The 24,932-nt window shown below is 70.1% G+C and carries 19 protein-coding genes and 1 pseudogene; 7 read left to right on the top strand and 13 right to left on the bottom strand.

Annotated elements, in window-relative coordinates; genetic code table 11:
* Positions 1 to 613: 613 nt before the first annotated feature.
* Positions 614 to 2,080, bottom strand: a complete 1,467-nt coding sequence (locus tag KUM32_RS26405) for a non-reducing end alpha-L-arabinofuranosidase family hydrolase (RefSeq protein WP_217144456.1) — start codon at positions 2,078 to 2,080, stop codon at positions 614 to 616.
* 764 nt (positions 2,081 to 2,844) lie between these two features.
* Here KUM32_RS26405 and KUM32_RS26400 point away from each other — a divergent pair.
* Together KUM32_RS26400 and KUM32_RS45420 are read left to right on the top strand one after the other, a co-directional pair.
* A complete protein-coding gene (locus tag KUM32_RS26400) occupies positions 2,845 to 4,278 on the top strand; it encodes an endo-1,4-beta-xylanase (protein WP_217144455.1) in 1,434 nt (477 codons plus the stop codon).
* A gap of 136 nt (positions 4,279 to 4,414) precedes the next feature.
* Positions 4,415 to 4,588, top strand: a pseudogene (locus KUM32_RS45420) (hypothetical protein); the annotation flags it as partial.
* A 111-nt stretch (positions 4,589 to 4,699) separates the two neighbouring features.
* Here the strand turns inward: KUM32_RS45420 and KUM32_RS26390 are convergent.
* The 3 genes from KUM32_RS26390 to KUM32_RS26380 all read right to left on the bottom strand — a co-directional run bounded on the left by KUM32_RS26390 (position 4,700) and on the right by KUM32_RS26380 (position 7,730).
* Positions 4,700 to 5,269, bottom strand: a complete 570-nt coding sequence (locus KUM32_RS26390) for a DUF6328 family protein (RefSeq protein WP_217144454.1) — start codon at positions 5,267 to 5,269, stop codon at positions 4,700 to 4,702.
* A gap of 333 nt (positions 5,270 to 5,602) precedes the next feature.
* Positions 5,603 to 7,063 carry a cell wall metabolism sensor histidine kinase WalK gene (locus KUM32_RS26385; RefSeq protein ID WP_217144453.1) on the bottom strand — a complete coding sequence of 487 codons (1,461 nt, stop codon included), beginning with the start codon at positions 7,061 to 7,063 and terminating at the stop codon, positions 5,603 to 5,605.
* Positions 7,050 to 7,730 carry a response regulator transcription factor gene (locus KUM32_RS26380; protein WP_217144452.1) on the bottom strand — a complete coding sequence of 227 codons (681 nt, stop codon included), beginning with the start codon at positions 7,728 to 7,730 and terminating at the stop codon, positions 7,050 to 7,052. Before KUM32_RS26380 ends, KUM32_RS26385 begins: the two co-directional genes overlap by 14 nt.
* Before the next feature lie 128 nt (positions 7,731 to 7,858).
* On the opposite strand from KUM32_RS26380, the gene KUM32_RS26375 reads away from it, so the two are divergent.
* Together KUM32_RS26375 and KUM32_RS45415 are read left to right on the top strand one after the other, a co-directional pair.
* Positions 7,859 to 9,394: a glycosyltransferase family 39 protein gene (locus tag KUM32_RS26375; protein WP_217144451.1), complete on the top strand. Its 1,536-nt coding sequence runs from the start codon at positions 7,859 to 7,861 to the stop codon at positions 9,392 to 9,394.
* 228 nt (positions 9,395 to 9,622) lie between these two features.
* Entirely contained in the window at positions 9,623 to 10,048 is a 426-nt protein-coding gene (locus tag KUM32_RS45415; RefSeq protein ID WP_374227556.1) for a VOC family protein, read from the top strand.
* A 247-nt stretch (positions 10,049 to 10,295) separates the two neighbouring features.
* Here KUM32_RS45415 and KUM32_RS26370 read toward each other — a convergent pair whose 3' ends face one another.
* The gene (locus KUM32_RS26370; protein WP_217144548.1) at positions 10,296 to 11,435 is read right to left on the bottom strand and encodes an SGNH/GDSL hydrolase family protein; all 1,140 of its coding nucleotides are present in this window, start codon (positions 11,433 to 11,435) and stop codon (positions 10,296 to 10,298) included.
* Positions 11,436 to 11,994: 559 nt separating this feature from the next.
* Here KUM32_RS26370 and KUM32_RS26365 point away from each other — a divergent pair.
* Positions 11,995 to 12,765 (top strand): MBL fold metallo-hydrolase, encoded by a 771-nt coding sequence (locus KUM32_RS26365; protein WP_217144450.1) that lies wholly within the window; start codon positions 11,995 to 11,997, stop codon positions 12,763 to 12,765.
* Here KUM32_RS26365 and KUM32_RS26360 read toward each other — a convergent pair.
* From KUM32_RS26360 to KUM32_RS26350, 3 genes are all read right to left on the bottom strand, one after another.
* Entirely contained in the window at positions 12,762 to 14,081 is a 1,320-nt protein-coding gene (locus tag KUM32_RS26360) for an amidohydrolase family protein (RefSeq protein WP_254406159.1), read from the bottom strand. The genes KUM32_RS26365 and KUM32_RS26360 overlap by 4 nt on opposite strands.
* Before the next feature lie 182 nt (positions 14,082 to 14,263).
* On the bottom strand, positions 14,264 to 14,707 hold the full coding sequence (locus tag KUM32_RS26355; RefSeq protein WP_217144449.1) for an Rrf2 family transcriptional regulator: 444 nt from the start codon (positions 14,705 to 14,707) through the stop codon (positions 14,264 to 14,266).
* 240 nt (positions 14,708 to 14,947) lie between these two features.
* A complete protein-coding gene (locus KUM32_RS26350) occupies positions 14,948 to 15,547 on the bottom strand; it encodes a TetR/AcrR family transcriptional regulator (RefSeq protein ID WP_217144448.1) in 600 nt (199 codons plus the stop codon).
* A gap of 118 nt (positions 15,548 to 15,665) precedes the next feature.
* Between KUM32_RS26350 and KUM32_RS26345 the strand changes: the two genes are divergently transcribed.
* Positions 15,666 to 16,415, top strand: coding sequence for an SDR family NAD(P)-dependent oxidoreductase (locus tag KUM32_RS26345; RefSeq protein WP_217144547.1), 750 nt, complete (start codon positions 15,666 to 15,668; stop codon positions 16,413 to 16,415).
* 14 nt (positions 16,416 to 16,429) lie between these two features.
* Positions 16,430 to 17,179 (top strand): SDR family oxidoreductase, encoded by a 750-nt coding sequence (locus KUM32_RS26340; protein WP_217144447.1) that lies wholly within the window; start codon positions 16,430 to 16,432, stop codon positions 17,177 to 17,179.
* 739 nt (positions 17,180 to 17,918) lie between these two features.
* Here KUM32_RS26340 and KUM32_RS26335 read toward each other — a convergent pair.
* From KUM32_RS26335 to KUM32_RS26315, 5 genes are all read right to left on the bottom strand, one after another.
* Complete coding sequence (locus tag KUM32_RS26335; protein WP_217144446.1) at positions 17,919 to 18,926, bottom strand: TerC family protein; 1,008 nt, start codon at positions 18,924 to 18,926, stop codon at positions 17,919 to 17,921.
* Positions 18,927 to 19,869: 943 nt separating this feature from the next.
* Complete coding sequence (locus KUM32_RS26330) at positions 19,870 to 20,583, bottom strand: dipeptide/oligopeptide/nickel ABC transporter ATP-binding protein (protein WP_217144445.1); 714 nt, start codon at positions 20,581 to 20,583, stop codon at positions 19,870 to 19,872.
* Positions 20,580 to 21,620 carry an ABC transporter ATP-binding protein gene (locus KUM32_RS26325; protein ID WP_217144444.1) on the bottom strand — a complete coding sequence of 347 codons (1,041 nt, stop codon included), beginning with the start codon at positions 21,618 to 21,620 and terminating at the stop codon, positions 20,580 to 20,582. The genes KUM32_RS26330 and KUM32_RS26325 overlap by 4 nt, the downstream gene beginning before the upstream one ends.
* 1 nt (position 21,621) lies before the next feature.
* Positions 21,622 to 23,379, bottom strand: a complete 1,758-nt coding sequence (locus KUM32_RS26320; protein ID WP_217144546.1) for an ABC transporter permease subunit — start codon at positions 23,377 to 23,379, stop codon at positions 21,622 to 21,624.
* A gap of 32 nt (positions 23,380 to 23,411) precedes the next feature.
* On the bottom strand, positions 23,412 to 24,908 hold the full coding sequence (locus tag KUM32_RS26315; RefSeq protein ID WP_217144443.1) for an ABC transporter substrate-binding protein: 1,497 nt from the start codon (positions 24,906 to 24,908) through the stop codon (positions 23,412 to 23,414).
* Positions 24,909 to 24,932: the final 24 nt, after the last annotated feature.

The raw sequence follows: 24,932 nt of genomic DNA, 5'->3' as shown, positions 1-24,932 counted from the left end.
TCGCGCTCACGATCCTGATGCGGCATGGGGGAGCGGCTCGGCCCCCGCCGCGGCGGTCAGCTCGGCGACCGTGCGCATTGCGGGGCGGAGTCCGGCGTCCCCGTTGCCGCGAGGAGGCGCGGGATGGGATCAGTCGTCGACACGCGCGTCACCCTCCGGACGCGGGGACCACGAGCCGGTACGTCCCGTAGTCGAGGAACCCCGCGATGGCGCCGACGGCCAGGAGCACGGCCGGCATGCCCACCCGATCGCCCAGGCCGGAGCAGACGACGGCGTTCGTGGGTCTCCGCGGACGGTAGGCAACCCGGACGGGCTTGCCTTGTTGCGGCCGCCGATGCAGCGGGCCACACCGTCGGTGGCCGTGAAGGCATGGCGAGTATCGCCGTCCCGGAAGAACAGCTGCCCGTACACGGTGATGCCGTAGCGGGGGAGATACCACTCCCGCCACGACATCGTCGTCCCGGTTGAAGCAGCGTTCGCCCCATTGCGGGCTTTGTGGATGTCGCGGTGCGCGGGTTGGAGCGCTGGCGTTGTCGCGTGAGCCCGGCGGGCTCGGCCTTCCGCCGAGCCCGCCACACCGGCTCCAGACCGGAGCCGTACGCGTGTCAGACCGTCAGCGCCGCAGTGTCAGCAGACCCGGACGGTAGGGCAGGAGGCCGTAGTCACCGCCGGAGCCGGGGCTGCGCCCCTGGTAGAGCAACTGCAGATTGCAGGGGTCGACGGTCATGGTCTGATCCGGGCTGGTGCGGATCAGTTCGCCATGGCTGATGTCGTTGGTCCAGGTGGCGCCACTGTTGGCCTTGCCGGCGAAGGGATTGCTCTCGGTCGCGGCCTGGGGCGTCCATGAGCCGTTCAGACTGGTGGCCGTGAACGAGCGGAAGTAGCGGCCCTGCGAGCCGATCGCCTCGACGATCATGAGGTAGCGGTTCTGGCCCTGCAGCTTGTAGACCTGCGGAGCCTCGAACAGGTTGTTCGTCGTATCGCTCATGACCACCGTCGAGGTCGCGCCGAAGCTGCCCGGGAAGTTCCCGATCGGCATGCTGGCCCGGTAGATCTTGCCGTTGTCACCGGCGAAGAACAGGTACATGTTCGTCCCGTCACCGATGAGCGTCTGGTCGATGGGTCCTGTGCCGGAGTCGGGGATGCTTCCGGAGAAGAGCACCTGCTGGGACGACCAGCCGTTCGGGTTGGTGGGATCGCTCGACGTCCGGTAGGAGAAGGCGGTCCCGCCCCACTGGTAGGCGAGCACCCAGATGTTCTTCGGCGCGAAGTAGAAGAGCGTGGGAGCGACGGTGCTGGCTGACATCGTGTTCTGACTGGCCGAGGCCATCTCCGGCCAATGGGTGAACAGGCCGAAGTTCATCGAGCCCCACCTCGTCCCGGTGTCATGCGTCGTCGCATAGACGAGTTGCCTGCCGTCGTAGGGGACGACGGTGAAGTCCTTGAGCGAGACCCACCCCGGCTTCGGCTGCGCCAGCGCGCCCGTCGATGACCAGCGGTACGTCGACGGGAGTTCGCACGGGCCGGGGTTGTCGCCGCCGACCTTGACCAACTGCCACTGCTGGTTGGCGCCGCCCCAGTCGTCGTACTGGACGATGTTCGCGTTGTCGGCGGTGGAGGCGCCTTGCACTTCGAGGGCCTTGTTGCTGTGGCGCGAGACGAACCGCACGTAGCCGTCCGAGCTGTCGGCCAGCCGCCACTGCTGGTTGGTGCCGTTCAGGTCGGCCCACTGGACGATCGAGCCGCCGTTCGCGGTGGACCAGTTGTAGACGTCCAGCACCTTGCCCGAGTGGCGGGACTTGATGCGGTAGTAGCCGTCCCCGGAGTCGACGAACTGCCACTGCTGCTGGTTCTGACCGTTCCTGGTCCACTGGGTGATGCGGGCGCCGTCGTCGGTCGCCATGTTGTAGACATCCAGTGCCTTGCCGCTGTTGCGGTTGACCAGCACGTACGAGGCGTTGGGGTCCACGGTCGCCGCGCCGGCGGGCTGGGCACCGAGGAAGGTGGCCACGAGCAGCAAGGGCGCGAGGACGGCGAGTAAGCGTTTCAGGCGGATCGGGGGCGAGTGGCGAAACCACATCAGAGGAGCTCCTTCGGGGGGTGGGCGGGAGGTGACCACGGCACACCGCGGGCGGATGTGCCGGGGGCAGGGGACCGGCTCGAAACATTTCGGAGGGTGTCCGAATGCTGTGACGCCACAAGTTAGGAATCCGGAGCACTCCGGTCAAGGCCTGTGGCCGATCTCTCCACATGCAGTGCCTCCCCTCCGGGCGTGACAGGCTTCGTGCCGACCGTGGCGTCCGGCTCACCAGAAAGCAGAAAGTTTCGCGCGCGAGACCGAAACTACTTCTGTGCAAAGTATTGACGATCCACCGTCAAAACCTCAATCATCCCTGTCTGAGGGTCGAGCGAGGTTCGAGATGTCGACCACACCGGCCCTGAGCCAGCCGTGCCGCATGGCAGATCCATGCACCGCTGCACGGCAGATTCGCCCCAGAGCACCTGCGCCACCCCTTTTCGTTCCGGTGAGGTTCGCACCGACGCACCTGGCTCTTCGCGCAGTTGGAGAGGTGCGCGACGCCGCGTTGCGGTCCCCCGGCTGAGCCGCGATGGAGTGCCCCATGCCTGTGTCGAAACCCCGCCGCAGTCCGCCGTACGTCGCCCGACGACCGACCGGGTGCCGTCCGTGCCGGTTGAGGAGGTCCCGGTCCCAGGAGCGCGGCGTCCGGTTGATACCGGGCTTGCTTGGGTGACGGACCGGCCCGTCCGTCTGCCGAGTGAAAGCGGACGACGCATTCCCCTGCGCTTCAGTCCTTCCGTGAGTTCTACCTTGGAGGCACAGCCATGGGCTTCTACGCCCTTCCCAGACCCGTTACCCGTCGGACGATCCGCGGCCTGCTGTTGGGGTTGGTCGTCGGGGCCCTCGGCGCGGTCGTCACACTGGTCGCGCCGCCGACCGTACACGCCGCCGAGAGCACGCTCGGCGCCGCGGCCGCGCAGAGCGGCCGCTACTTCGGCACCGCCATCGCCTCGGGCAAGCTGGGCGACTCGACGTACACGACGATCGCGGGCCGTGAGTTCAACTCGGTGACGGCCGAGAACGAGATGAAGATCGACGCCACCGAGCCGCAGCGGGGCCAGTTCAACTTCACCGCCGCTGACCGCGTCTACAACTGGGCCGTGCAGAACGGCAAGCAGGTGCGCGGACACACGCTGGCCTGGCATTCCCAGCAGCCCGGCTGGATGCAGAGCCTCAGCGGCAGCGCACTGCGCCAGGCGATGATCGACCACATCAACGGCGTGATGGCCCACTACAAGGGCAAGATCACCCAGTGGGACGTCGTGAACGAGGCCTTCGCCGACGGGAGTTCGGGGGCCCGGCGGGACTCCAACCTGCAACGCACCGGCAACGACTGGATCGAGGTCGCCTTCCGCACCGCGCGCGCCGCCGACCCGGCGGCCAAACTCTGCTACAACGACTACAACGTCGAGGACTGGACCTGGGCCAAGACGCAGGCCATGTACGCCATGGTCCGGGACTTCAAGCAGCGCGGCGTGCCGATCGACTGCGTCGGCTTCCAGTCGCACTTCAACAGCGGCAGCCCGTACAACAGCAACTTCCGCACCACCCTGCGGAACTTCGCCGCCCTCGGTGTCGACGTGGCCGTCACCGAACTCGACATCCAGGGTGCCCCGGCCTCGACCTACGCCAACGTGATCAACGACTGCCTGGCCGTCGAGCGCTGCCTCGGCGTCACCGTCTGGGGCGTGCGCGACAGCGACTCCTGGCGATCGGAGCAGAGGCCGCTGCTGTTCAACAACGACGGCAGCAAGAAGCCCGCCTACACCGCCGTCCTCAACGCGCTCAACGGCGGCGACTCCTCGCAACCCCCCGCGGACACCGGACAGATCAAGGGCGTCGGTTCGGGCCGCTGCCTGGACGTGCCCGGCACCAGTACCACCGACGGCACCCAGCTCCAGCTGTGGGACTGCCACAGCGGCACCAACCAGCAGTGGACGTACACCACCGCCGGCGAACTCAGGGTCTACGGCAACAAGTGCCTGGACGCCGCCGGCACCGGCAACGGCACCAAAGTCCAGATCTACAGCTGCTGGGGCGGCGACAACCAGAAATGGCGCCTCGGCTCCGACGGATCCATCGTCGGCGTCCAGTCCGGCCTCTGCCTCGACGCCGTCGCGGGCGGCACCGCCAACGGCACCCAGATCCAGCTCTACTCCTGCTCGAACGGCGGCAACCAACGCTGGACCCGCACCTGACGGGTCGCCGCCGTGGTGGCGGCGACCCTCGCGATCGGCATGCTCGCTGCGGTGAATCCGGCGCCCGCCGAGGCGGCGACGGTGGACACCAACGCCTGGTAAGACCTGGTGAATCGCAGCAGCGGCAAGGCGCTGGATGTCTCTGGCGCGTCCACCGCCGACAGCACGCGGGTCGGACGGCGCACGCGGCACCACGGAGCCAACCAGTTTCCGCCTGGCCCACTGTGACGCGGGCCATGCCCGGCTGATCAACCGCGCCAGCTGCAAGGCGGTGGAGGCGCAGGCCGCCTCCACCGCCGACGGTGGCAACGTCGTCCAATACACCGACTGGGGCGGCGCCGACCGGCAATGGCGGATGAGCAAGCTGTCGTCTGCCGCCGCCGGCGGTCGCGACGCGTCGTCCGTGGCGTGCCGCGTTGCGTCAGGCGTCGTGTGTGCCGGAGCGCCGAGCGGCGTGGCGGCGAAGACGCAGTGGCAGCGCGTACCAGCACAGGCCGAACCACAGCATGACGGCGCCGACGAGTATTTCGGCGAGGACGCCGGGGAGCACGAAACGGAGGATCAGCAGGAGCGTACAGCCGATGGTCAGCGCGAGGAGGACCATGCCGCACATCATCAGGCGTCCGGCGGTCTCCACGACCTCGTCCTTCATGCGCTGACCGGTCAGGAAGCGGTGGATGGACACGGGCGCTATGAGCGATGCCGTGGCCGCCGCTCCGAGTACCACTGTGGTGACGTAGATTCCGCGGTCCAGCGCCTCCAGTTGTCTGAACGTGGAGGTGAAGGCGACGCTGAGCAGGAACCCGAAGAGGATCTGCACGCCCGTCTGGGTGACCCGGGTCTCCTGGAGTATCTCGTTCCAGCGGCGGTTGACCCGCTCACGTGGGGTTTCCGTCGTCTCGGCACCAGGGCCCGGGCAGTGGCTGTCGGCGTGTCCACAGCAGGTGGTCTCCTTCGTCACCGACCCGACCGGCTGCTCCGTCGTCGTCATGGCATCCTCCCAAGGGTCAGGCGGACCGTCTGCCCCGCTCGTCGGCTTCCATACAGGTCATGTGACCGTGAGAGGGGGGCGGCGAACCGCACGCGAAGTCCCCGCTTCCGGCCGGCGGCACGGGAAGGGGAGGGCCGCGTGCGTTGTCCCGTGGCCGCGTCGCACGACGGGCCCGGACGCAGCGAAGCGGCTGGGACGTGCCCCGACACACCGCCGCGGAGCCAGCACCCGTGTGCACGCCGCGTCCCTCGGAGGCCTCCCGGTGTCCCGGAGCGGGCGTGCGCGTCATGGCCGGGCTGGTCGAACCGCTACTGGCTGCCGCGGTGAAGCGCGTCACTTCCCGGCCGGGGTGGGGGCTCGTGGAAGGCGTAGCTGGAAGCACGCTCCGAGGGTCCGGGGGGTGAGGGTGAGCGTGCCTCGGTGGCGGTGGGCCAGGTCACGGGCGATGGCGAGGCCCAGGCCGGTGCCACCGTGGTCGCGGGAGCGGGCGTCGTCGAGCCGGACGAAGCGTTCGAAGATGCGCTCGGCGTCCTCGGTGGGCACGCCCGGTCCGTCGTCGTGCACCGTGAGGACGACCCAGGCGTCCTCGTTTCGGATGCTGATCTGGATGCGGTGTGCGGCGTGGCGGGCGGCGTTGTCGATGAGGTTGCGCAGCAGTCGTTCGAATTCGTCGGGGTTTCCCTGTGCGTGTGCGGGGGCCGTGCTGTCGAAGGTGAGGGTCAACGGCCGTTCGTCGAACGGGTATTGCTCGGTCAGCCGGGAGGCGAGGGCTGTCAGGTCGATGGTTTCGGGGCCGGCTGTGGGGGCGCGGGTGTCGAGGCGGGCGAGGAGCAGCAGGTCTTCGGCGAGGGCCTGGAGGCGGCGGGTCTGTCGTGCGGCGGTGGTGGCCGCGGCGGGCCAGTCGGTGCGTTCCGGGTAGGCGAGCGCGACTTCCAGGCTGGCCAGCAGTGTGGTGAGGGGGCTGCGTAGTTCGTGGGCGGCGTCCGCGACGAAGCGCCGTTGCTGGGCGGCGGCGTCGTCGAGGCGTTGCAGGGTGGTGTTGATGGTGGTGGCCAGCGCGGTGATCTCGTGTCCCGTGGCGGGGACGGTGACGCGTTCGCGGGGGTCACTCGCGGTGACCGAGGCAGTGAGGACGCGGATGGCTTCGACCGGCCGCAACGCGATGCGGACGGCGAAGTAGGCGGCGGCGGCGATCAGTACGAGGCCGACGAGCCCGGCCCGCAGCAGCAGGCGGTCGGTGGTCTCGCTGATCGCCTCGGCCGTGTCCGGGAGCACCACCACATAGACCCGCAGCTTGGCGTCGGCGGCGACGCCCAGGGCGGCGGCTTTGTCGCTGCTCAGTTCATCGGCGTTGATTTCGGCGGTTACCACCCGATGGGTCCCGCCGGCCATGTCGCCGCTGAGCCCGGGGTTGTAGTCGCGGTTCACCGGCAGGCGGACGAAACTGGGCGACCCTTGCCCGGTCGGGGCGGGCAGCACATGGCGGGTACCGGGATCGAAGTCGGCCATGCCTCCGCCGTAGGCGACGGCGGAGCGTCGGCCGGTCGCGACGACCTCGTACGGCACGGCGCTTGTGCGCACGGGCACCACACCCTCGTTCAGCTGATCGACGAGAGCCCAGAGCTGTACCGCGGCTTGTTCTTCGGCGATCTGCGTGCCCTGGCGGTAGACGTCGTGGTGTACCCACCAGCCGATGCAGGCCAGGATGACGGCGGCGGCCGAGGCAGCGGCCAGGGCCGTGCGGGCCCGTATCGACCGCGGCCACCAGCGGCGTCGCGGCTCAGTCGCGTTCACGGTCGTCCACCAGCCGGTAGCCGGTACCCCGTACGGTCTGCAGGGACTGCCGGTGGAACGCGGCGTCCACCTTCTTGCGGAGGGCGCTGACGCGCGCCTCCACCAGGTTGGGATCCCAGGCTTCGTCGGGCCACGCGTGATAGAGCAGATCGGATTTGGAGACCGCCTGGCCCGCCCGGCGGGCCAGCAGCTCCAGCACGGCGAACTCCCGGGGTGTGAGTTCCACCCGGGCCCCGGCCCGGCGGCAGACCCGGCCGGCGACATCCAACGAGAGGTCGCCCACGGCGAGGACGGGCGGGGCGGCCGCGGCGGCTCGTCTGAGCAGGGCCCGCAGCCGTGCGACGAGCACCGTGTAGGAGAAGGGTTTGGCCAGGTAGTCATCGGCCCCCGTGTCCAGGGCCTCTGCCTGATCCCACTCCCCGTCCTTGGCGGTGAGCACCAGGATGGGGGTCGCGTTGCCCTCCCGGCGCAGCTGGGCGCAGACCTTGTAGCCGTTGAGTCCGGGCAGCATCAAGTCCAGTACGACAACAGCGTATTCGCCGTTCCGGGCCATCCAGAGTCCCTGTCGGCCGTCATGGGCGAGATCGACGCTGTAACCCTCGGCGGTGAGACCGTTGTGCAGGGTGTGAGCAAGGTCCACCTCGTCTTCGATCACCAGGATGCGCATGTGGTGCAGCCTCGCACAGCGACGGCCCGCCTTCCTGATCGGCCGGTCAGGTCGGGTCAGCAACCGGTCAACGAGGTCCGGGCACGCTGGCGGAGTCTCTTCGTCACCGCTGAAAGGCCCTGCCGCCGATGTTCCTCGATGAACGTGCCCCCGCGGCCAGGACGGTCCTGCCTCCCGCTCCCGCCCGCCGGCCATCACCGGGACCGGCCGAAGCCGTCGTCGTCATCGCGCCCTTGTCGCTGGCCATCGCCCTGGGGCTGTGGGGCATCCGCAGGAAGAACACCATGTGGGGGGACGAGTCCGTCACCTATCAGCTCGCGCACCGCGATCTTGCACAGATATGGCACACCGCCCAGCATGTCGATCTGGTCCATGCCCTCCACTACGCCGTGATGCATGAGATCTTCGGTCTCTTCGGCGGAGGGCTGCTGACGTTGCGGCTGCCGTCCGTGCTGGCAACGTCCGTGGCGGCGAGCGGAGTCGGGCTTCTCGGACTACGCCTGGCGGGGCCCCTTGCCGGGCTGCTGGCCGGGCTGGTGTTTCCGCTCCTTCCCCAGGTACAGAAGTACGCGCAGGAAGGCCGCTCGTATGCCATGGTCTGTGCCCTGGTCACCTGGGCCACCTATGCGCTCGTGGTCAGCGTCCCGCATCGCGTCCGGTGGCGGTGGGCGGTCTATGGCCTCACCATGCTGCTGGCCTGTCTGCTCCATGAGTTCGCGGTCCTCGCCCTGGTCGCACACGGCGTCACACTGGTCGTCTCCCGTGTTCCACGACCGGTGCTGAGGGCGTGGAGTGCGGCTGCCGCCGGCGTTGTGGCCGGGCTGTCGCCGCTGGCGATCTGCAGCGCGGGGCAGTCGGGGCAGGTGTCCTGGATCGGCGGACCCGTGCGGCCTTTTTATTTCCTGGTGGTGGCGGTCGTGGGCGTGGCGTGTGCCCGAGTGCCCCTGCGGGTGAGGGGACCCCTGCGGCTTTCCGTGCTGGCCGTGCCGATCCTTGTGCTCCCGGGCGTTCTGCTGCTGATCGTCTCACTGGTCAAGCCCCTTTTCGTCGACCGGTACGTGCTCTACAGCAATATCGGCATCGCCTTGCTGCTGGGCGCCTGGATGGATTACTTCCACCGGCGGCAGCAGTCTTCCCACCGTGCGTGGATCGCGTGGACGGCGGCGGTTGCCGTACTGGCCGCGCTGGTCCAGCCGAGCCTGGCGCTGAGGACGCCCCAGAGCCGGAGCAATGACGCCACCGCCATCGGCGCCACCGTACGCAAGGAAGGCCGTCCCGGCGACGGGCTGCTCTATCTCTCCGGCCAGCACCGGCTCCTGACCGCGGCCAATCCCGAGGACACCCGTCTCCTGACGGATCTCGCCCTGGCACAGGACCCCGTTTCGTCGAACACACTTGCAGGTGTCGAGCTTCCCGCCCAGGACATCGCGGCACGCATGCTGGAGTTCGACCGGATCGTCGCGGTCCGCGCGGCGGGTGCGCATTCGCTCACCGACCCGCAGGAGGAGGCGAAGACAAGCACCCTGCGGCGGCACTTCCGCGAGCACGGAACAACCCATGTCAACGGGGCGCGAGTCACCGTCTATGTCCGAGACCACGACCAGTCTCCGAAGGCCGGCCCTGGGTCCGGCGGCCCGGGGGCGAGCGGTGGGACGATGAGGTGACCGCGACTGGTGCCGGCCCGGTCGGCAGCACGGCCGTCACGCCGCCTCGACCAGGCAGCCACGGCCTGGACTTGCTGCCGGCCGCTGCTGCCGTGGCAGGGTGCGGCTGGTCTCCGACGCTGTCCAACTCATCGCGACCGCACACCAACGGTGCCTGCGACGCGCCCGCCACCGGCCATGGACGGAATCCCGGCACGCCTCCCGGGACGTTGAGGGTTCAGTGAGCCAATGGCCGGAACAGCTCCGGGACTCCTGCTGGTGGCGGCGCCGGACGAGCACGGCGGGATCGGGCACGCCGAGCCGTGTCGGCCGGGCGGTGGTGCGCTGGTGTTCGGGTCGACCCGGCACACGGGCGGCGTGCACGGCCGGATGCGGGCGGGAACCAGTGCGGTCTGCGTGGTGGGTGACGACGTGGACGCGGTGCACCGGCGGGTGGTCGACGCCGGCGGCGAGGTTCTCGAGGCGCCTCATGAGGCCCGGTTCGGGCCGGGTGCTGCCGCGTACGTGTGCACCGTGCGGGATTCGGAGGGCAACGTGTGGGCTTTCGGCACCTACCGGGGCCCTGCGCCTGAGCAGGGCCCCGGACCGCGACCGGAGGACCCCGGACCGCGACCGGAGGACCCCGGCCCGACGGGCAGGGGTCCTCCGCTGTGAGCGTGCGACGCCGGCGGTCATGTCCACCCTCGCGGATCCGGCTTCTTCAACCTCGGCATGGTCGGCAGTCGAGCGGGTCAGGACGGGGTGACGAGCAGGTCGGCGGGCGAAGCGAGGAGGGACCTCGTCCTCGTGGCCGGGGGTGATACACAGCGACCGACTGTCCTTCGTGGTGAGCAGGACGCTGCGACTGCCGAAGCGGGTCGGCAGTGCCTGTTCCGTCAGCGTCGGGTCCACAGCGCGTCGTTCAGCGGAAGGGGCCGTCGTGCGCGAAGGCATGGGTGGCGAAGCGTTGGCCCATCCGTCGGTATGCGGGGGCGGTGGGATGAAGACCGTCGGCGAGATCGGCGGCCTCCTCCGGGCCGAGCAGGACACGGCCGTCGAGATAGTGGAGGTTGGGGTCACGTTTCTGCCGTGCCGTCACGATCCGTTCGAGCTCGGCACGGACTACCGCGAGGGTCAGCGCCCCAGTGGCCACCTCTGCCGGGTCTCCCAGGGCGGTGATCTTCCCGTCCGGGCCCGTCGTGGTCGGGCCGGGGGTCTCCTCGAGTGCCGGACAACTGACCGGTGACATCAGCAGCAGCGGGGTGTCCGGGTGCCCGTCCCTGATCGTGTCCAAGAATCCGTGGACCGCCGGGCCGAACGTCCGCAGCCGGAAGACGGCGAGGCCGACGATGTTGATGCCTACCTTGAGGCTGATCAGGTCGGCGGGCATGTCGCGGATCGTCCGGGCGATATACGGATCCAGCAACGCGTTACCCGCTTGGCTGATGTTGACCACCTCCGCCCCTCCGAGTGAGGCCGCCACCACCGGCCAGGTGCCGGTCGGACCGTCAGCCTCGATGCAGTGGCTGATGGAGCTGCCGTGGTGCACCCAGCGGCGCCGACCGTCCGGTAGGGGCGGTAGCACGTCGCCGTCGGCGCGCAGTGCCACCAGTTCCGTGGGGGTCTGCTGCGGCAGCCACAGTTCGACGTCCTTCATGCCGGCCGGTAGCCCGGTGAACCGCACGGTCCCCGGCTCGCCCGGAACCAGGCGCTGCACGCTCCCGGGGCCTGCCATCCGCAGCACGTTGCCCACCGGCGCTTGCCGGCGCCCGGCCAGGGTGCCGTTCACCAGCAGCTCGAGCACCCCGGTCGGGCGGGGCCGGGGGTCGCCGTCCAGCTGTCCTGTGGAGGTGAGCACCTCGAGTTCCAGCTCACGTGCGTCGGTGCGGAACACCAGCCGCACGCCCGAAGGCATCACGGTCACCCCGTAGACCGACGGATCCTGGTACTGCTCCTTGGTCCAAGCGGGCAACCGGCGCGGCATCACCCCCGCCGGCGTGATCTCTGCGTCCAGCGCACCACGTAGCTCCACCGGTCCGCCGGTAAGCGGAACCACCCGCATTGCCACCGTCACCGCTCCTGCCCGAAGGGCCTGGTCTCTGTCACGTCCTCATCCTCCCGTACAGGCGGACCTGGTACCCAGGGGGTGGCAGTACCCCCATGAACGGACTCCGTGGTTCCAGGACCAGCGGCGCTTCCTGATCGTCGGCATGACCACGTCTTCCGCACCGGGTCGGCCGGCGCTGGAACGGGTGGCCGCCCAGCCGTATGAGGGAACCATGGCGATGTCGCCGGCCGCGTAGCTGTACGCGAAGGATGTGGCACCGCCCGCGGTGCAGCCCGGCAGCTACCTGCCCGAGCCGTGCCTGCCCAGCGCGGAGCGGATCACCGAATACGCCAACCCCATGGAGTTGAGCAAAGAGACGCCGGAGCCGCTCGGGGATGGGAGCACGTGGCCGGCAGCCCACGCGGGTGTGGACAGCTCCTGCCGGAGGAGTGCTATCGGAAGACCTGTCCACAGCACCCGGCTGGAAAGTCGACGGCTGGGCTTCCCGGGGCGCCACCGACCCAGGCCCCGAAGTGTCGGCACCTGCGGGCCAAGCGTTCCGTAGACTCCCCGGATGACAAGCGATCTTCTCCGTCTCACCGTCCTGGGGAGTGCGACGCCCTACGCGAGCGTGGACAACCCGTGCTCCGGCTACCTGGTTTCCAGCGGCGGCACCCGGGTCTGGGTGGACGCGGGCAGCGGAACGCTGGCTCAGCTGCAGCGGCATGCCCGGCTCGATGAGCTGGACGCCATCTGGATCTCGCACCTGCATGCCGATCACAGCGCGGACCTGCTCACCGCCTACTACGCGGCGCTCTACGCGGACATACGACTCGCCGCGCCCATCCCCCTGTACGGGCCGCCGGGCATCGCCGACCGGTTGGCCCACTTCCTCACCAACACCTCGACGCGCAGCCTGGTCGAGTCCGCCTTCGCCGTCCATGAGCTGGTGGACGGTCATCAGGCACGCGTCGGCGCCCTCACCATGACCAGCCGGGCTGTGGCGCACGGTGTTCCGGCCTTCGCCGTGCGTATCGAGGCCGAGGGCCGGTCGTTGGTCTACTCCGGGGACTCGGCACCGTGCGCGAACCTCACGCGGCTGGCCGAGGGATGCGATGTGCTGCTGTGTGAGGCGGAGAGCGACCGGACGCCGCCCGAGGGCGAGCAGGTGCACCACACGCCCGAAGACGCCGGTGACACGGCCGGCGCGGCCCGGGCGGGCAGGCTGATCGTCACCCACGTCGGCCGTTCCCTCACCCCGCAACAGGCGGTGGCACGTGCCTCGGCGCGGTTCGACGGCCCCATCGACCATGCCGCACCCGGTGCCGTCTTCTCGATCGGTTAGGGGGAGCCTCCTCGATCTCCGGCGGCCAGCCACCCACCACCCGCGTGCACAACATCCCTGCGGGTCAACACGCCCGGCGCTTGTCGACGGCGAGTTCGCCGTTCAGGATCACCACGCTGAGGTCGCGCAGGGTTGCCGATGTCCGCGGTGGGATCGGCGTTCAGCACGAGCAGGTCGGCGCGCCGGCCGGGGGCCACCGTGCCGAGGTCGGGGCGGACGCACTGCCGCGACGCGCCGCTGGTGCCTGCGGCCAGTACCTGGGTGGGCGTCATCCCGGTCGCCACCATGAGTTCGGCCTCTTCCAGAGTGTTGGCTCCGAACAGGCCCCGGCCGCTGAAGGTGTCGCTGCCCAGCGCGATGTGCACGCCGGCCTCGGCGACCTTCTGGAGATTGCCACGGGCGTCCGGGTGGGCGTCGTCGATCCAGAGCGTGGGTGTGTAGGTGATGTCGTGTTCGAGCATCAGGTCGATGAGCGAGCGGTCGGTGAGGGGCTCGACGGTGACACCGTGCTCCAGGCCGTCCGCCCCGGCCTCGATCGCCTCGCGTGCCGCGGCTTGCTGGGTGGTGTGGACGGTGACCCGAAGGCCCCGCTCGTGCCCGGCCTCGATACCTGCCCGAAGGAGGTCGAGGGGAAGTCGTTCCAGCTCGACACCATCCGGAAAGGCGGGATTCTGCCAGAGGTATTTCGGCCCGCCGGAGTGTGCGCACGCGCCCTCTGACAGGAGTTTGATCGCGTCCACCTTGCGGTCGGCGAGGTGGTGCACCAGGTCGCGGATCTCCTGCACGCTGCCGACCTCTCCCGTGAAGCGCTCGCGCGCCCAGGGGTTGTCGCTGAAGACGGTGGCGGCGGGGTGCCCGTCGCGTCCCGTGATACCGCAACCGGTCGCCAGCAGTCGCGGGCCGCGCAGTGTGCCTTCGGCGATTCTGGCCCGTGTGTCCAGGATTCCGCCCGTCGGATCGCCCACCGACTTGATGGTGGTGACCCCGTGGTCGAGGAACAGCCCGAGCCGTCCGGGGAGCTCGTTCTCCTCGAAGGCCCGCATCGAGTCAGGACCAGAGACCGCGCGCACATCGTAGAAGTGGACATGCGTGTCGATCAGTCCCGGCATGACCCATCCTCCGGCCGCGTCCACCCCCTGGCCGCCCCTGAGCGGTTCGGCCGATACGGAGGCGATCTCTGTGCCGTCGATGGCGACGTCGTACAGACCGGTCAGCGCCTGGCGGCCGTCGAAGACATGTGCGCGACGGATGACGAGGTCGTAGGTCGCAGGTTCGCGGGCGTCGGCGCTCGCGAACGCTTCGGCTTTCTGGTGCATCGCTCTCACTCCTGGCACGTCTGGGCAGGTGTTCAGGTCCGGGTGCGGGCAGACGGATCGTGCGGCCGCTGACATCGGGAGCCGGAGGTCCCGGAGCATCACGCCCCCGAACAAACTGCAACTGAGCTAGTTACAGTTAGGGTGTGCGTCATGACACGGGACGTCTGTGCGTCACTGCTGAATCAGTGGTCCTTCGCTTCGTTGTCGCAGGCCAGTATCTGCCGCAGCAGGGCGGCGATCGTCGTCCGGCCGAGCTGTTCCTCCAGAGCCCGCTCCGCGTTCCGGAACTCGACGTCAAGCAGCTCGCCGATGTTGCGGCCGATCACGCATGCCCCACTGGGCGGATGGGGGTGCCTCGAGAAGATCCGCTCCCCCTCTACGGCGGCGTACGCGTCGTAGAGCGTGATGTCCCGCGGGGTGCGGGCAAGGGACCAGCCGCCGCCCCGCCCCTCGGTGGACCGCACCAGGTGAGCGTCTCGCAAGCGGCCCAGGACGCGCCGCACGAGAACCGGATTGCTTTCGAGGCTGTCCGCGATCTCCGCGGAAGTCAACGAGCCTCCACGCCGGTGCGCCAGCATCGCGAGCGCGTGAATCGCGACCGCGCTCCTGCTGCTCAGCCCCGCCATCTCCGGCTCCTGTCGCCGATCAACTGTCACGAACCTAGTTGCAGTTAGCTCGACGGTCAACCGAGCTGTCCGGGGCCTCGGATCTGGGCAGCTCGGATGCAGGGCGACGACGGCCCGGGAAAGGCGGCCGTCGTGAGCAGACGATGGCGCAGGTGAGTCGGAAGAGTTCCGGCGCAGGCCGGCGCGTGTCGTGACGGATGCGCAGGCCTTTGGACTGCTGCAGCCGCACTGGAGGTGAGGTCACGCCCGCAACCCGTCCACCGCCGCGTCGATCGCCGCCAGGGCCGCAGCGCTGTCGAGCCCCGCCCTCGATACGAGCGAGAGACCTTGGACCAGATAGAGCAGCATCTGGGCCTGGGCTGCGGGGCGGGCCTTGTCCGTGACCTCTCCGGCGGCCTGGGCGCGGTCGAGCGCGTCGGTGACGATGTCCGTGAACCGGCGGTACGAGCGCATGACGATCTCCGTGGCTTCGCTGTCCTGGGGGACGAGTTCGGCTGTCGTGTTGCCGACCAGGCAGCCCTGCGGCACGCCCACGTCGGAGATCAGTTCGTCCAGCCGTGCGGGATGGGTCAGGATCTCGCGCAGGGCAGGCAGGAGCGGACTGGTGTCGAGCGTCGCGATCAGGTGCCGCTCGTACACCTCCCAGTAGAGCCTGACGGCTTCGAGGTAGAAACGGCGCTTGTCGCCGAAGGTGCCGTAGAGGCTGCCGCGCTCGACGGCCAGCGCGTCGACCAGATCCTGGATCGACGTCGCCCCGTATCCCCGGGACCAGAACAGTTTGAGTGCGCGCTCCAGCGTCTGTTCCTTGTCGAACTCGCGGGGGCGTCCGGTTCGTGCCACGTGCTCGATCCTACGACTTCTTGACTAGACGTTCAAGAAGTCGTAGCTTCCGTTGCGTCACTTCTTGAACGGGCGCACAGAAGTCGGTCGCTCACTGGCCGGCACGAAGGGCGAAGCAATGGAATTTGCAGGCAAGACGGCACTCGTCACCGGATCCGGCGCGATCGGGGGACTCGGGCACGCGACGGCCAGGGTGCTGGCCGCGGGCGGCGCCGACCTGATCCTGACCGGCACCGATCCACGGCGCGGTGCCCAGGTCGTGGAAGACCTCGGCGCAGCCGGTGGCGAGTCCGCCGGGTCGGTGCGTTTCGTCGCCGCCGATGTGTCCGACTTGGCAGGCGTGCGACAGCTGGCCGAGGACGCCGGAGCCGTCGACATCTTGGTCAACAACGCGAGCGTCATGACGTTCTCCCCGACCACCGGGCAGGATCTCGCGAGCTACGACGCCGCCTTCGCGGTCAATGTGCGTGCTCCGTTCCTGCTCACCGCACTGCTCGCGGAGAAGATGGCCGCGGGCGGCGGCGGCAGCATCGTCAACGTCAGCTCCACCGCGGCCGGCCTCGGTATGCCGGGCATGGCCGTCTACGGCGCCACCAAGGCGGCGCTCGAATCGTTGACCCGCACCTGGGCGGCGGAATTCGCCGAGTCGAACGTGCGGGTCAACGCCGTCGCTCCGGGCCCGATGCGCACCTCGAAGGTGGTCGCGGCGATGGGCCCGGACATGGGGGGCATGGGCCTGACCACCGCGCTCAAGCGCACCTCGGACCCGGCCGAGGTGGCCCGCGTGATCGCCTTTCTCGCCAGTGACCGGGCCAGTTACATGACCGGGGCGATCGTGGCCGCCGACGGTGGCCGCACCGCAATCTGAGGAGGAACAGAACAATGGATCGTCTTGCGGGAAAGTACGCGCTGATCACAGGAGGGACGAGCGGTATTGGCCTTGAAACGGCCCGCGAGTTCCTCGCCGAGGGAGCGACTGTCGCCATCACCGGCCGCTCTCAGGAAAGGCTGGACGAGGCGGCCCGGCAATTGGACGGCCCGCTGCTGACCATCGCCAGTGACGCCGGCGACATACCCGGCCAGGCGGCGCTCGCGGCGCGGCTCCGGGAGGAATGGCCGAGGCTCGACATCCTGATGAGCAACGCCGCCGACGTCACCCACCTCCCCATCGAGGCATGGACCGAGGAGGCGTTCGACAGGCTCCTCGCGACCAATCTCAAGTCGCCGTTCTTCCTGATCAGGGACCTGCTGCCGCTCTTCTCGCAGCAGTCCTCGGTCATCCTCGTCGGCTCGGTCTCCGCGTATATCGGTCACGAGAACGCGACGGTCTACGGCGCGGCCAAGGCGGGCCTGCTCTCCTACACACGTGGGCTGACCCATGAACTGAAGGACCGGGGGATCCGCGTCAACGGACTGAGCCCGGGCCCGACGATCACCAACGCGTTCGCGCCCCTCGGCCCCGAGCGCCAGGCCGCCCTCTACGAGGAACTCCGGCAGACCGTGCCTCTCCATCGTCTGGGAACCGCCACCGAGCTGGCGAAGGCGGCGGTCTATCTCGCCTCGGACGAATCCGCTTACACCGCAGGGACTGTGCTGCGCGTCGACGGGGGCATCGGGCAGCTCGCGTACTAGCTAGTCCTTGGGTCAGGGATTCTGTTCAGACGGCCGGCGAGGGGTTCGGGGATCTCGTCTGCGGTCTTCGTCCGGACACGGGGCTCGGGTCCGGTGTCTCATGCGCCGGTGTCTCATGCGGCGATCCGGGCACGGATGTCCTTCGCCGGGGCCTGGACGCTCGTGTGGACGCCTCGCCGTATCTGCTTGTCCGTCAGCTCTGCGAACCAGTGTTCCACCAGGTTGAGCCAGGGGTTTCGTGGGTGGGTGGCGTGGTCGCCCGCCAGAAGCTCCTGGTCCAGCCTGGCCGGGAATTCCCTGGACTCCTCGGCGCCCGATGTCGGCGGTGCGGGGAGCCGGTCACCGTCCAGGCCGACCCCATCGTGGACCTTGTCGACGAAGCAGTTCCTCGTCCTCGTGCGTCCTCGTGCCGGCGGTGATGGCGGAAGCGCGTGAAGGGCGCGGTCGGACCGGCCGACGACCCTGGGCGGGGCTGGTGGGCTGCCTGATGTGGCGGGCGCGCGATTCGCTACCGGGCCGGGGAGTGCTTGCGGCTGGGGTCCAGTCGAAAGTCGGGACACTCGCGGTTCTGACACGCACCCGGCCTCCATACGGGCACGAATACACCGAGGCTCTTGTGGCGGTGTACTGCGACCGGCACGGACTTCTTACAGGTCGGACATGTGTACGTTTCGGTATTCCGCTTCACTTTGACCATTTCTTTACTATATGCCCGTACTGGGCGTGTCGTGAAGTGACCTCACGGGCGGTGTGCTGGGCTGCTCGGTGGTTCGTGAGGCGTCCTGTGCTTGTCGCTCTGGTGTGCGCTGTCTGCCGGGGCCGGCCTTCTGAGGCTGAGCACCACGGAACCAGCCAGGACGACGACGATGACCGCGAGGCTGATCGGTGAAGGGATTTCCGGGATGCCGGGGCTGATCATCTTGTGACATGCCTGGAGGATGAGCTTGACGCCGATGAAGCCGAGAATGATCGCCAGGCCCTTGTTCAGATAGTGGAAGCGGTCCAGGAGGCCGGCGAGCATGAAGTACAGGGCCCGCAGACCGAGGATCGCGAACGCGTTGCTGGTGTAGACGATGAAGGCGTCGTCGCTGACCGCGAGGACGGCCGGGACACTGTCGACGGCGAAGATCAGGTCGGCCGCCTCGATCGCGGCTACCACCGCGAGCAGCGGGGTCGCCACCCGTCTGCCGGCTTCCCTGACGAAGAACTTCGCCCCGGCGTACTCGTCCCGCACCGGGATGATCTTGCGGAGCATCCGCACGGCGAAGCTCTTGCCCGGGTCGAAGCTCTCCTGCTCGTCTTTGAGGAGCTTGTAGGTGCTGTAGAAGAGGACTGCCGCGAAGGCGAACAGCACCGCGGTGAAGCGGCTGACCACGGCCACTCCGAGGGAGAGGAAGATCCCGCGGAAGACGAGCGCGCCGACGACGCCGAAGAACAGCACGCGATGTTGATAGGCGCGTGGCACCTTGAAGTACGCGAAGATCACGGCGAAGACGAAGAGGTTGTCGACCGACAGGCTCTTCTCCAGCAGCCAGGCTGTCGTGTATTCGGTGCCGGCGGTGGTTCCGAGAACGAGGAAGACGACCGCGCCGAAGATCAGGGCGAGGCCCACCCACAGGCCGCTCCAGGCGGCTGCCTCCTTGAACCGGATGACGTGCGCGGTGCGGTGGGACAGCAGGTCCACCGCCAGCGCCACGACCACCGTCGTGGCGAACGCCCCCCACAGCCAGAGTGGGACCTCAAGCACGCCGAACACCCCTCACTGCCGCCCGCGTGAGATGCGCCGACCCTTGCACGGCCGACCCTTATACACGAGTGTCCGGCATCGAGCCCCCGACAGCATGTGGAGCGGGTGACCGGCGGCGCGGCGATCAACTCCTGCAGTCACGCGGTGTTCGCCTCGCCCACGGCCCGCCACCGTTCCAGCAGCTCCGGCGTTCCATCGGCCACCGGGACCATCCGTACGACCTCGTCTTCCTCCTGGCGCCGGAGCAGCTCCGCGGCCGGGACCTCGTCGACCGCCGGTCGGGGGGCGCACGGCCGCTATGCGGTCGATCTTCTCGAACAGCTCGGCCCTGACGATCCTGCGGTCGGCAGGACAGCCCTGTCGAACGCCACGACGAATGGATCGCCTTCCCCCCGCCGCTACCTCTCCAACGAGAGCGTGGACGCCCTCTGTCCCGACGCCACGATCGTCCTGCCAGCCACATCAAACGACTGATCACCCGCACTTCTGTCCCGGCTGCGGGAGGATGCGTGACCGGCCCGACCGTTCATTGGATCAGGTCGGTGGGTGGGTGTTGTCGGCTGTGAGGGGTCCTGGCCCGCGTAGGAGGAGCCGGCGAGGGCGGAGGGCCTGGTCTTCCTGCGGCGCCCGGCTACGGCCTTCATCGCCGTCCCACTCCCAGGAGGCGATCGTCAGTAGCGCGACCATCTGCACCTCGCGCACAGCGCAGTACCGGGGGTTCGGGTCGATGCGGCCCCAAGGGGGCCGGCCGCCGACCTTCCAGCCGGGTGCGTTGCCCGGCACGGGCCCGCCGACTGAGGGTCGTGGCGCGCGAGGTCCCCAGGGAGATCCCGATGTGACCGGCAAGCCGTCAGCCGGTGTGACGACGCGCCGGAAAGGCGCTGGGCCGGCTGCCGGCGTGGTGCAGCCGGGGGAGTGACGGGCCGGGACGGGAGGCGGACGGCTACCCCGCCACGAGCCGCCCGTTGCGCATCTCGATCGTCCGGTCCGCGAAGTGGCGTACGACCGCCTGGTCGTGGCAGATGAACAGGTATGCGATCCCCAGCTCTTCCTGCAGGCCGGCGAGCAGGTTGAGGATGCCGGCCCGTACGGACGGGTCGAGGGCGGAGACCGGCTCGTCGAGGACGATGAGCCGAGGCTCGGACGCCAGCGCCCGCGCGATGCCCACGCGCTGGCACTGCCCGCCGGACAGCTCGTGCGGGAAACGGTCGCCGTGGGCGGTGTCCAAGCCGACCCGGTCGAGGAGCTCGGCGACCCGGGCGGGGCCGTCCGCGCCGTCCCAGCGGCCCTGAACGCGCAGGGGCTCCGCCACCGCGTCCCGGACGCGGTGGCGGGGGCTGAGCGAGCCGTAGGGGTCCTGGAACACCGGCTGCATCCGGGGGCGGACCGGACGGAGCTCGCGATCGGTGAGTGCGGTGAGCTCCAGGCCATCGAAGAAGACCTCGCCCGCGGCCGGGCGGCGCAGTTGCAGCACCGCGGTGATCGTGGAGGACTTGCCGCATCCCGAGGGGCCGTTCAGGGCGAGGGTCTCGCCCGCTTCCAGGGCGAAGGAGACGTGGTCCACGGCGGTGACCGGGCCGTAGCGCACGACCAGGTCGCGAACGTCCAGCAGCGGGTCCGCGGTGCGGCGCGGCGGGGGGATCACAGGGGTGCTCATACGGACCGCTCCAGGAACAACTCGGCCGCCGGGCGGGGTACGTCCTCCCAGCGGTGGCAGGAGGCCTCGTGGCCGGGGCCCACCGTCCGGGACCGCGGCTCCTCGCGACGGCAGCTGTCGTCGGCCAGCGGACAGCGGGGCGCGAAGGCGCAGCCGGGTGGGAGACGACCGAAGGCGGGCGGGGCGCCGGGGATGGTGGGGAGACGCCGACAGCCGCTGCGCCCACCGGCCTCTGCCGGCGGCAGAGACGCCAGCAGCCCCGCCGTGTACGGCGCCGCAGGGCGGTCCAGCACGTCTCGGGCCGAGCCCTGTTCAGCCTGGCGGCCGGCGTACATCACGAGCACGCGGTCGGCGTGGTCGCGGACCGTCCCCAGGTCGTGCGTGACCAGGACGAGGGCGGCGCCCACCGCCTCGCGCTGCTCCCCGAGGACCCGCAGCACCTGCTCCTGGAGGTCCGGGTCCAGAGCGGTCGTCGGCTCGTCGGCGACCAGCAGATCCGGCTCGTTGATCGTGGCCATGGCGATGACGGCGCGCTGGCGCATCCCGCCGGAGTACTCGTGCGGATACGCCCGTGCCTTGCGCGCGGCGTCCGCGATGCCCACCCGGTCGAGCGCGGCGACCGCCCGCGCCCGGGCCTCCGTCCGTGAGACGCGTGCCACGGACCGTACGGCGGCGGCGAGTTGGTCGCCCACGGAGTGCACCGGGGAGAGCGCGGAGAGAGCGTCCTGCGGGACCAGCGCCGTGCGGCGGCCCCGCAGGGCGGCGAGGGCCGAGGCCCGGGCCCCCACGAGTTCGTCGTACGAGCCCGGCGGGCGGCGCAGCCGCACACTCCCCGTCAGGAGGGCGCCCCGTGGGACTGAGCCCAGCAGCGCGTGTGCCGTGAGGGACTTGCCCGCGCCGGACTCGCCGACCACGGCGAGAACCTCGCGGGCGCGTACGTCGAAGGCCAGCCCGCTGACGGCCGGGACCCCGTGCAGGGTGATACCGAGATCGCGTACCGAGAGCAGGACATCGGGGTCAGGTGGCGTCGCCGTCAAGCTAGGCCTCCTTCCGGGAGGAGGGGTGGGAGGGGGAGCCGGATCGTGCGGCTGTGCGGCCGGGTGCCGTACGGCGGGCGCGGACGGTGCGCCCTTGTGTGTACGCCGCGCCCGCCACGGCGAGGCCGGCCAGCAGCGCGAGGGCGACCGCCGGGCTGAGCCCCGCCCACGGGGCCCGCTCCACGTACGCCCGGGACTCCTCCAGCAGCAGGCCCCACTCGGGGGCGGGTGGCTGGGCGCCGAGCCCCAGGAAGCTCAAGGAAGCGAGGGCGAGGGCGATGCCGGGGAGGCGGAGAACCGCGTGCCGGGTCACGGGGCCGGCCACCGACGGCAGGACGTGGCGGGTCAGGATCCACCACGGGGTGGCGCCGATGGCACGCTGGGCGGTCAGGAACGCCGACGCGCGCACCTCCTGCACCAGGGCCGCCGCGTGTGCGGAGAGCGGGGGCCAGGAGACCAGCGCGACCGCGAGGGCGGCGCCGCCTGTACCGGGGCCCACGGCCGCCGCGACCAGTATGCCGACGATCACCGGTGGCAGCGCGTTGGCGATGTCGGAGGCCCCGGCGGTCACCCGCGGCAGGAATCCGAGGGTCAGCGCGAGGAGCAGGCTCGCGAGGCACACGGCGACGGCCGTGCCCACCGTCGTGAACGCGCCGTGCCCGAGCCGGGCCAGCACGTCCCGGCCGAGCCCGTCGGTGCCGAGCGGATGCGTCCACGACGGGGGCAGCAGCCGGGCCGTCGTGTCCACGGTGTACGGGTCGCGCAGCAGGCCCCAGCCGATGGAGCCCAGCAGAACGGCGCCCAGCGCCACCGGGACTGCCGGGTGAGCGCGCACGGGGCGCGGTGCGGGCAATGTGAGGCCGGCGTCGCGCAGGGCCGGACCGAGCAGACGGCGCCGTACGAGCGCGGCCAGCGCGCCCGCGGCCAGTCCCAGCACCAGCAGGACGAGCACGGAACCCTGAAGCAGCGGCAGGTCCTGGGACTTCGCCGCCCCGAGCGCCGTACGGCCGATGCCGGGCACGGAGAACACCGTCTCCACGGCCACCGCACCGCCGGTCAGACCGACGCTCACCATGCCGAACTGCGGGAGCAGTGGCGGCAGAACGCGCCGCAGCGCGGCCGCCGCGACGCGTGCCCTGTTCACCCCGGCTCCCCGCCACAGTTCCGCCCAGCGCTCGTCCAGCACGGGCGACAGCGCGTCCGCGACCAGGCGGCCGAGGAGCCCGCCCGCCGGGACGCCGAGGGAGACGGCGGGCAGGACGAGGTACTGCGGGCCTTGCCAGCCGGAGGTCGGGAGTATCCCCAGCCACACCCCGCACACCAGCAGCGCGACCGTGGCGAGCAGGAACTCGGGAACGGCGGCGAGCATGGCGCCGAACGCGCCGGCCGTTCCCCGCCCGCGCACGAGCACCGGTGCGACCAGCGCGCACGCGAGCAGCACCGCGACTGCGAGGGCGGCGGCCATGAGGCCCAGCGACACTTGGAGACCGGAGAGCACGGAGGGCAGCACGTCGGTGCCCGACACCCACGAGGTGCCGAGGTCGCCGCGGACCAGTCCGGCGAGCCAGTCCCCCAGCAGGTCCAGGGGACCCGCGTCCAGGCCGAGGTCCCGGCGCACCGCGTCCAAGGCCTCCTTGGTGGGCTCCTGCTCGGCTGACCGGGCCCGCAGCACGGTCAGCGCGGGGTCGCGGCCGGACAGCCAGGGCAGCAGGCCCACGGCGGCCAGTACGGCGGTGAGGCAGACGAGGCGCGTCAGCATGGCCACACCGGCCTGCCCGCGTGCGCGGGACCTCACGTGACCAGGGTGTCGATCGTGACCAGTTCCCGCTCGCGCGGGTCGTGGGCCGCGCCCGCGACCCCGGCCGCGTCACCCTGGATGACGCGCTCGTGCAGCATGGGCACCGCGGCGTCCGTGGCGAGCACGGCGGCCTCCGCCTCGATGATCGCCTTGCGCCGCACATCACCGGCCGGCGCCGAGGACGCCTTCTCCAGCGCCTTGTCGACGGCGGGGTCGGCCAGCTGGGAGATGCCGAAGGATCCCTCGGAGCCGAAGTCGCTGTAGAGGTAGGCGGCCGGGTCGCCGGAGTCGAGGACGGTCGCCCGGGACAGGATGAACGCGTCGAACTGGCCGGCCAGCGCGTCGGACTCGATGTTCGCGTACTCGCGGATCTCCAGCTTCACCTTGAAGCCGGCGTCCCGCAGCTGCTGTTGCAGGGTGGCAGCGACCTCGGGGAGTTCGGCCCGGTCGGTGAAGGTACCGATGGTGATGGTCTTCCCGGCCGGGCTGCCGGCCTTCCCCCGTCCCTCGACCGGCTCGCGCAACCTGGCCGCCCACGGGAGCGCCGGTCCCAGGAGGCCCTCGGCGACGTCGGCGCGTCCCTCGTACACGCCGTCCACGATGGACTTCGCGTCGATCGCCTCCCGCGCCGCAGCGCGCAGCGAGGCGTCCTTGAAGACGCCCTTCTCCGTGTTCAGGTAGAGGGTGTTGGTGCGGGGCATGGGCACCTCGGTGATCAGGTCCTGGTCCAGCACGGCGGCCTGCGAGACGGGGACCGCCTCGACGATGTCGGCCTCGCCGCTGCGCAGGGCGGCGGCGCGGGCGGTGCCGTCGGGGACGAACGTGACGTCGATGCCGGGGGCCTTGGCCCTGCCGCCCCAGTAGTCCTCGTAGCGGTTGAGGGTGGCGGAAGAGGTGCCGTTCACCTTCGTCAGCTCGAAGGGGCCGGTGCCCGCGCCGATCGGGTTGACGGTCTTCCCCTGGTACGCCTTGGCGGCGAGGATCGCGAGTTGCGGAGAGCTGAGGCGCTGCGGGACGAGCGGGTCGTCCTCGGCGGTGGTGACGGTGACCTTGTCCCCGTCGGCCTTCACGGTCATGTCGACGCCGTCGAGGATGCGCGGCTTGGGAGAGGCGGTGGCGGCCCGGGTGAGGGAGTTGGCAGCGGCCTCGGCGGTGAGGTCGGTGCCGTCGTGGAAGGTGACGCCGGCCCGGACGGTGAAGGTCCAACTGCGTCCGGAGTGCTGCCACTCGGTGGCGAGCGCGGGCTCGGCGTCACCGTCCGCGTCCAGCTTCACCAAGGTCTCGGCGGTCGACCACCGGGACAGCTTGAACGCGTCGTCGGAAAGCGGGGAGAGCCCGGAGCGCGGCGGCTGCATCATCGCGACGCGTATGCGGCGGCTCTCGCCCTCCGAAGCACTGTCGGTGTCCGACGCCGCGGAGAAGCAGCCGGTGAGCAGGAAGCAGGCGGTGGCGGCCGCGGCGAGAGAGAGGGGACGGACGGGGAGGCGCACGAGGACACTCCGGGATGGTGCTCG

This window comes from Streptomyces sp. AC627_RSS907 (assembly GCF_019049165.1).
The sequence above is the reverse complement of the archived record's forward strand: the minus strand, read 5'-3'. Positions and strand labels throughout refer to the sequence as shown.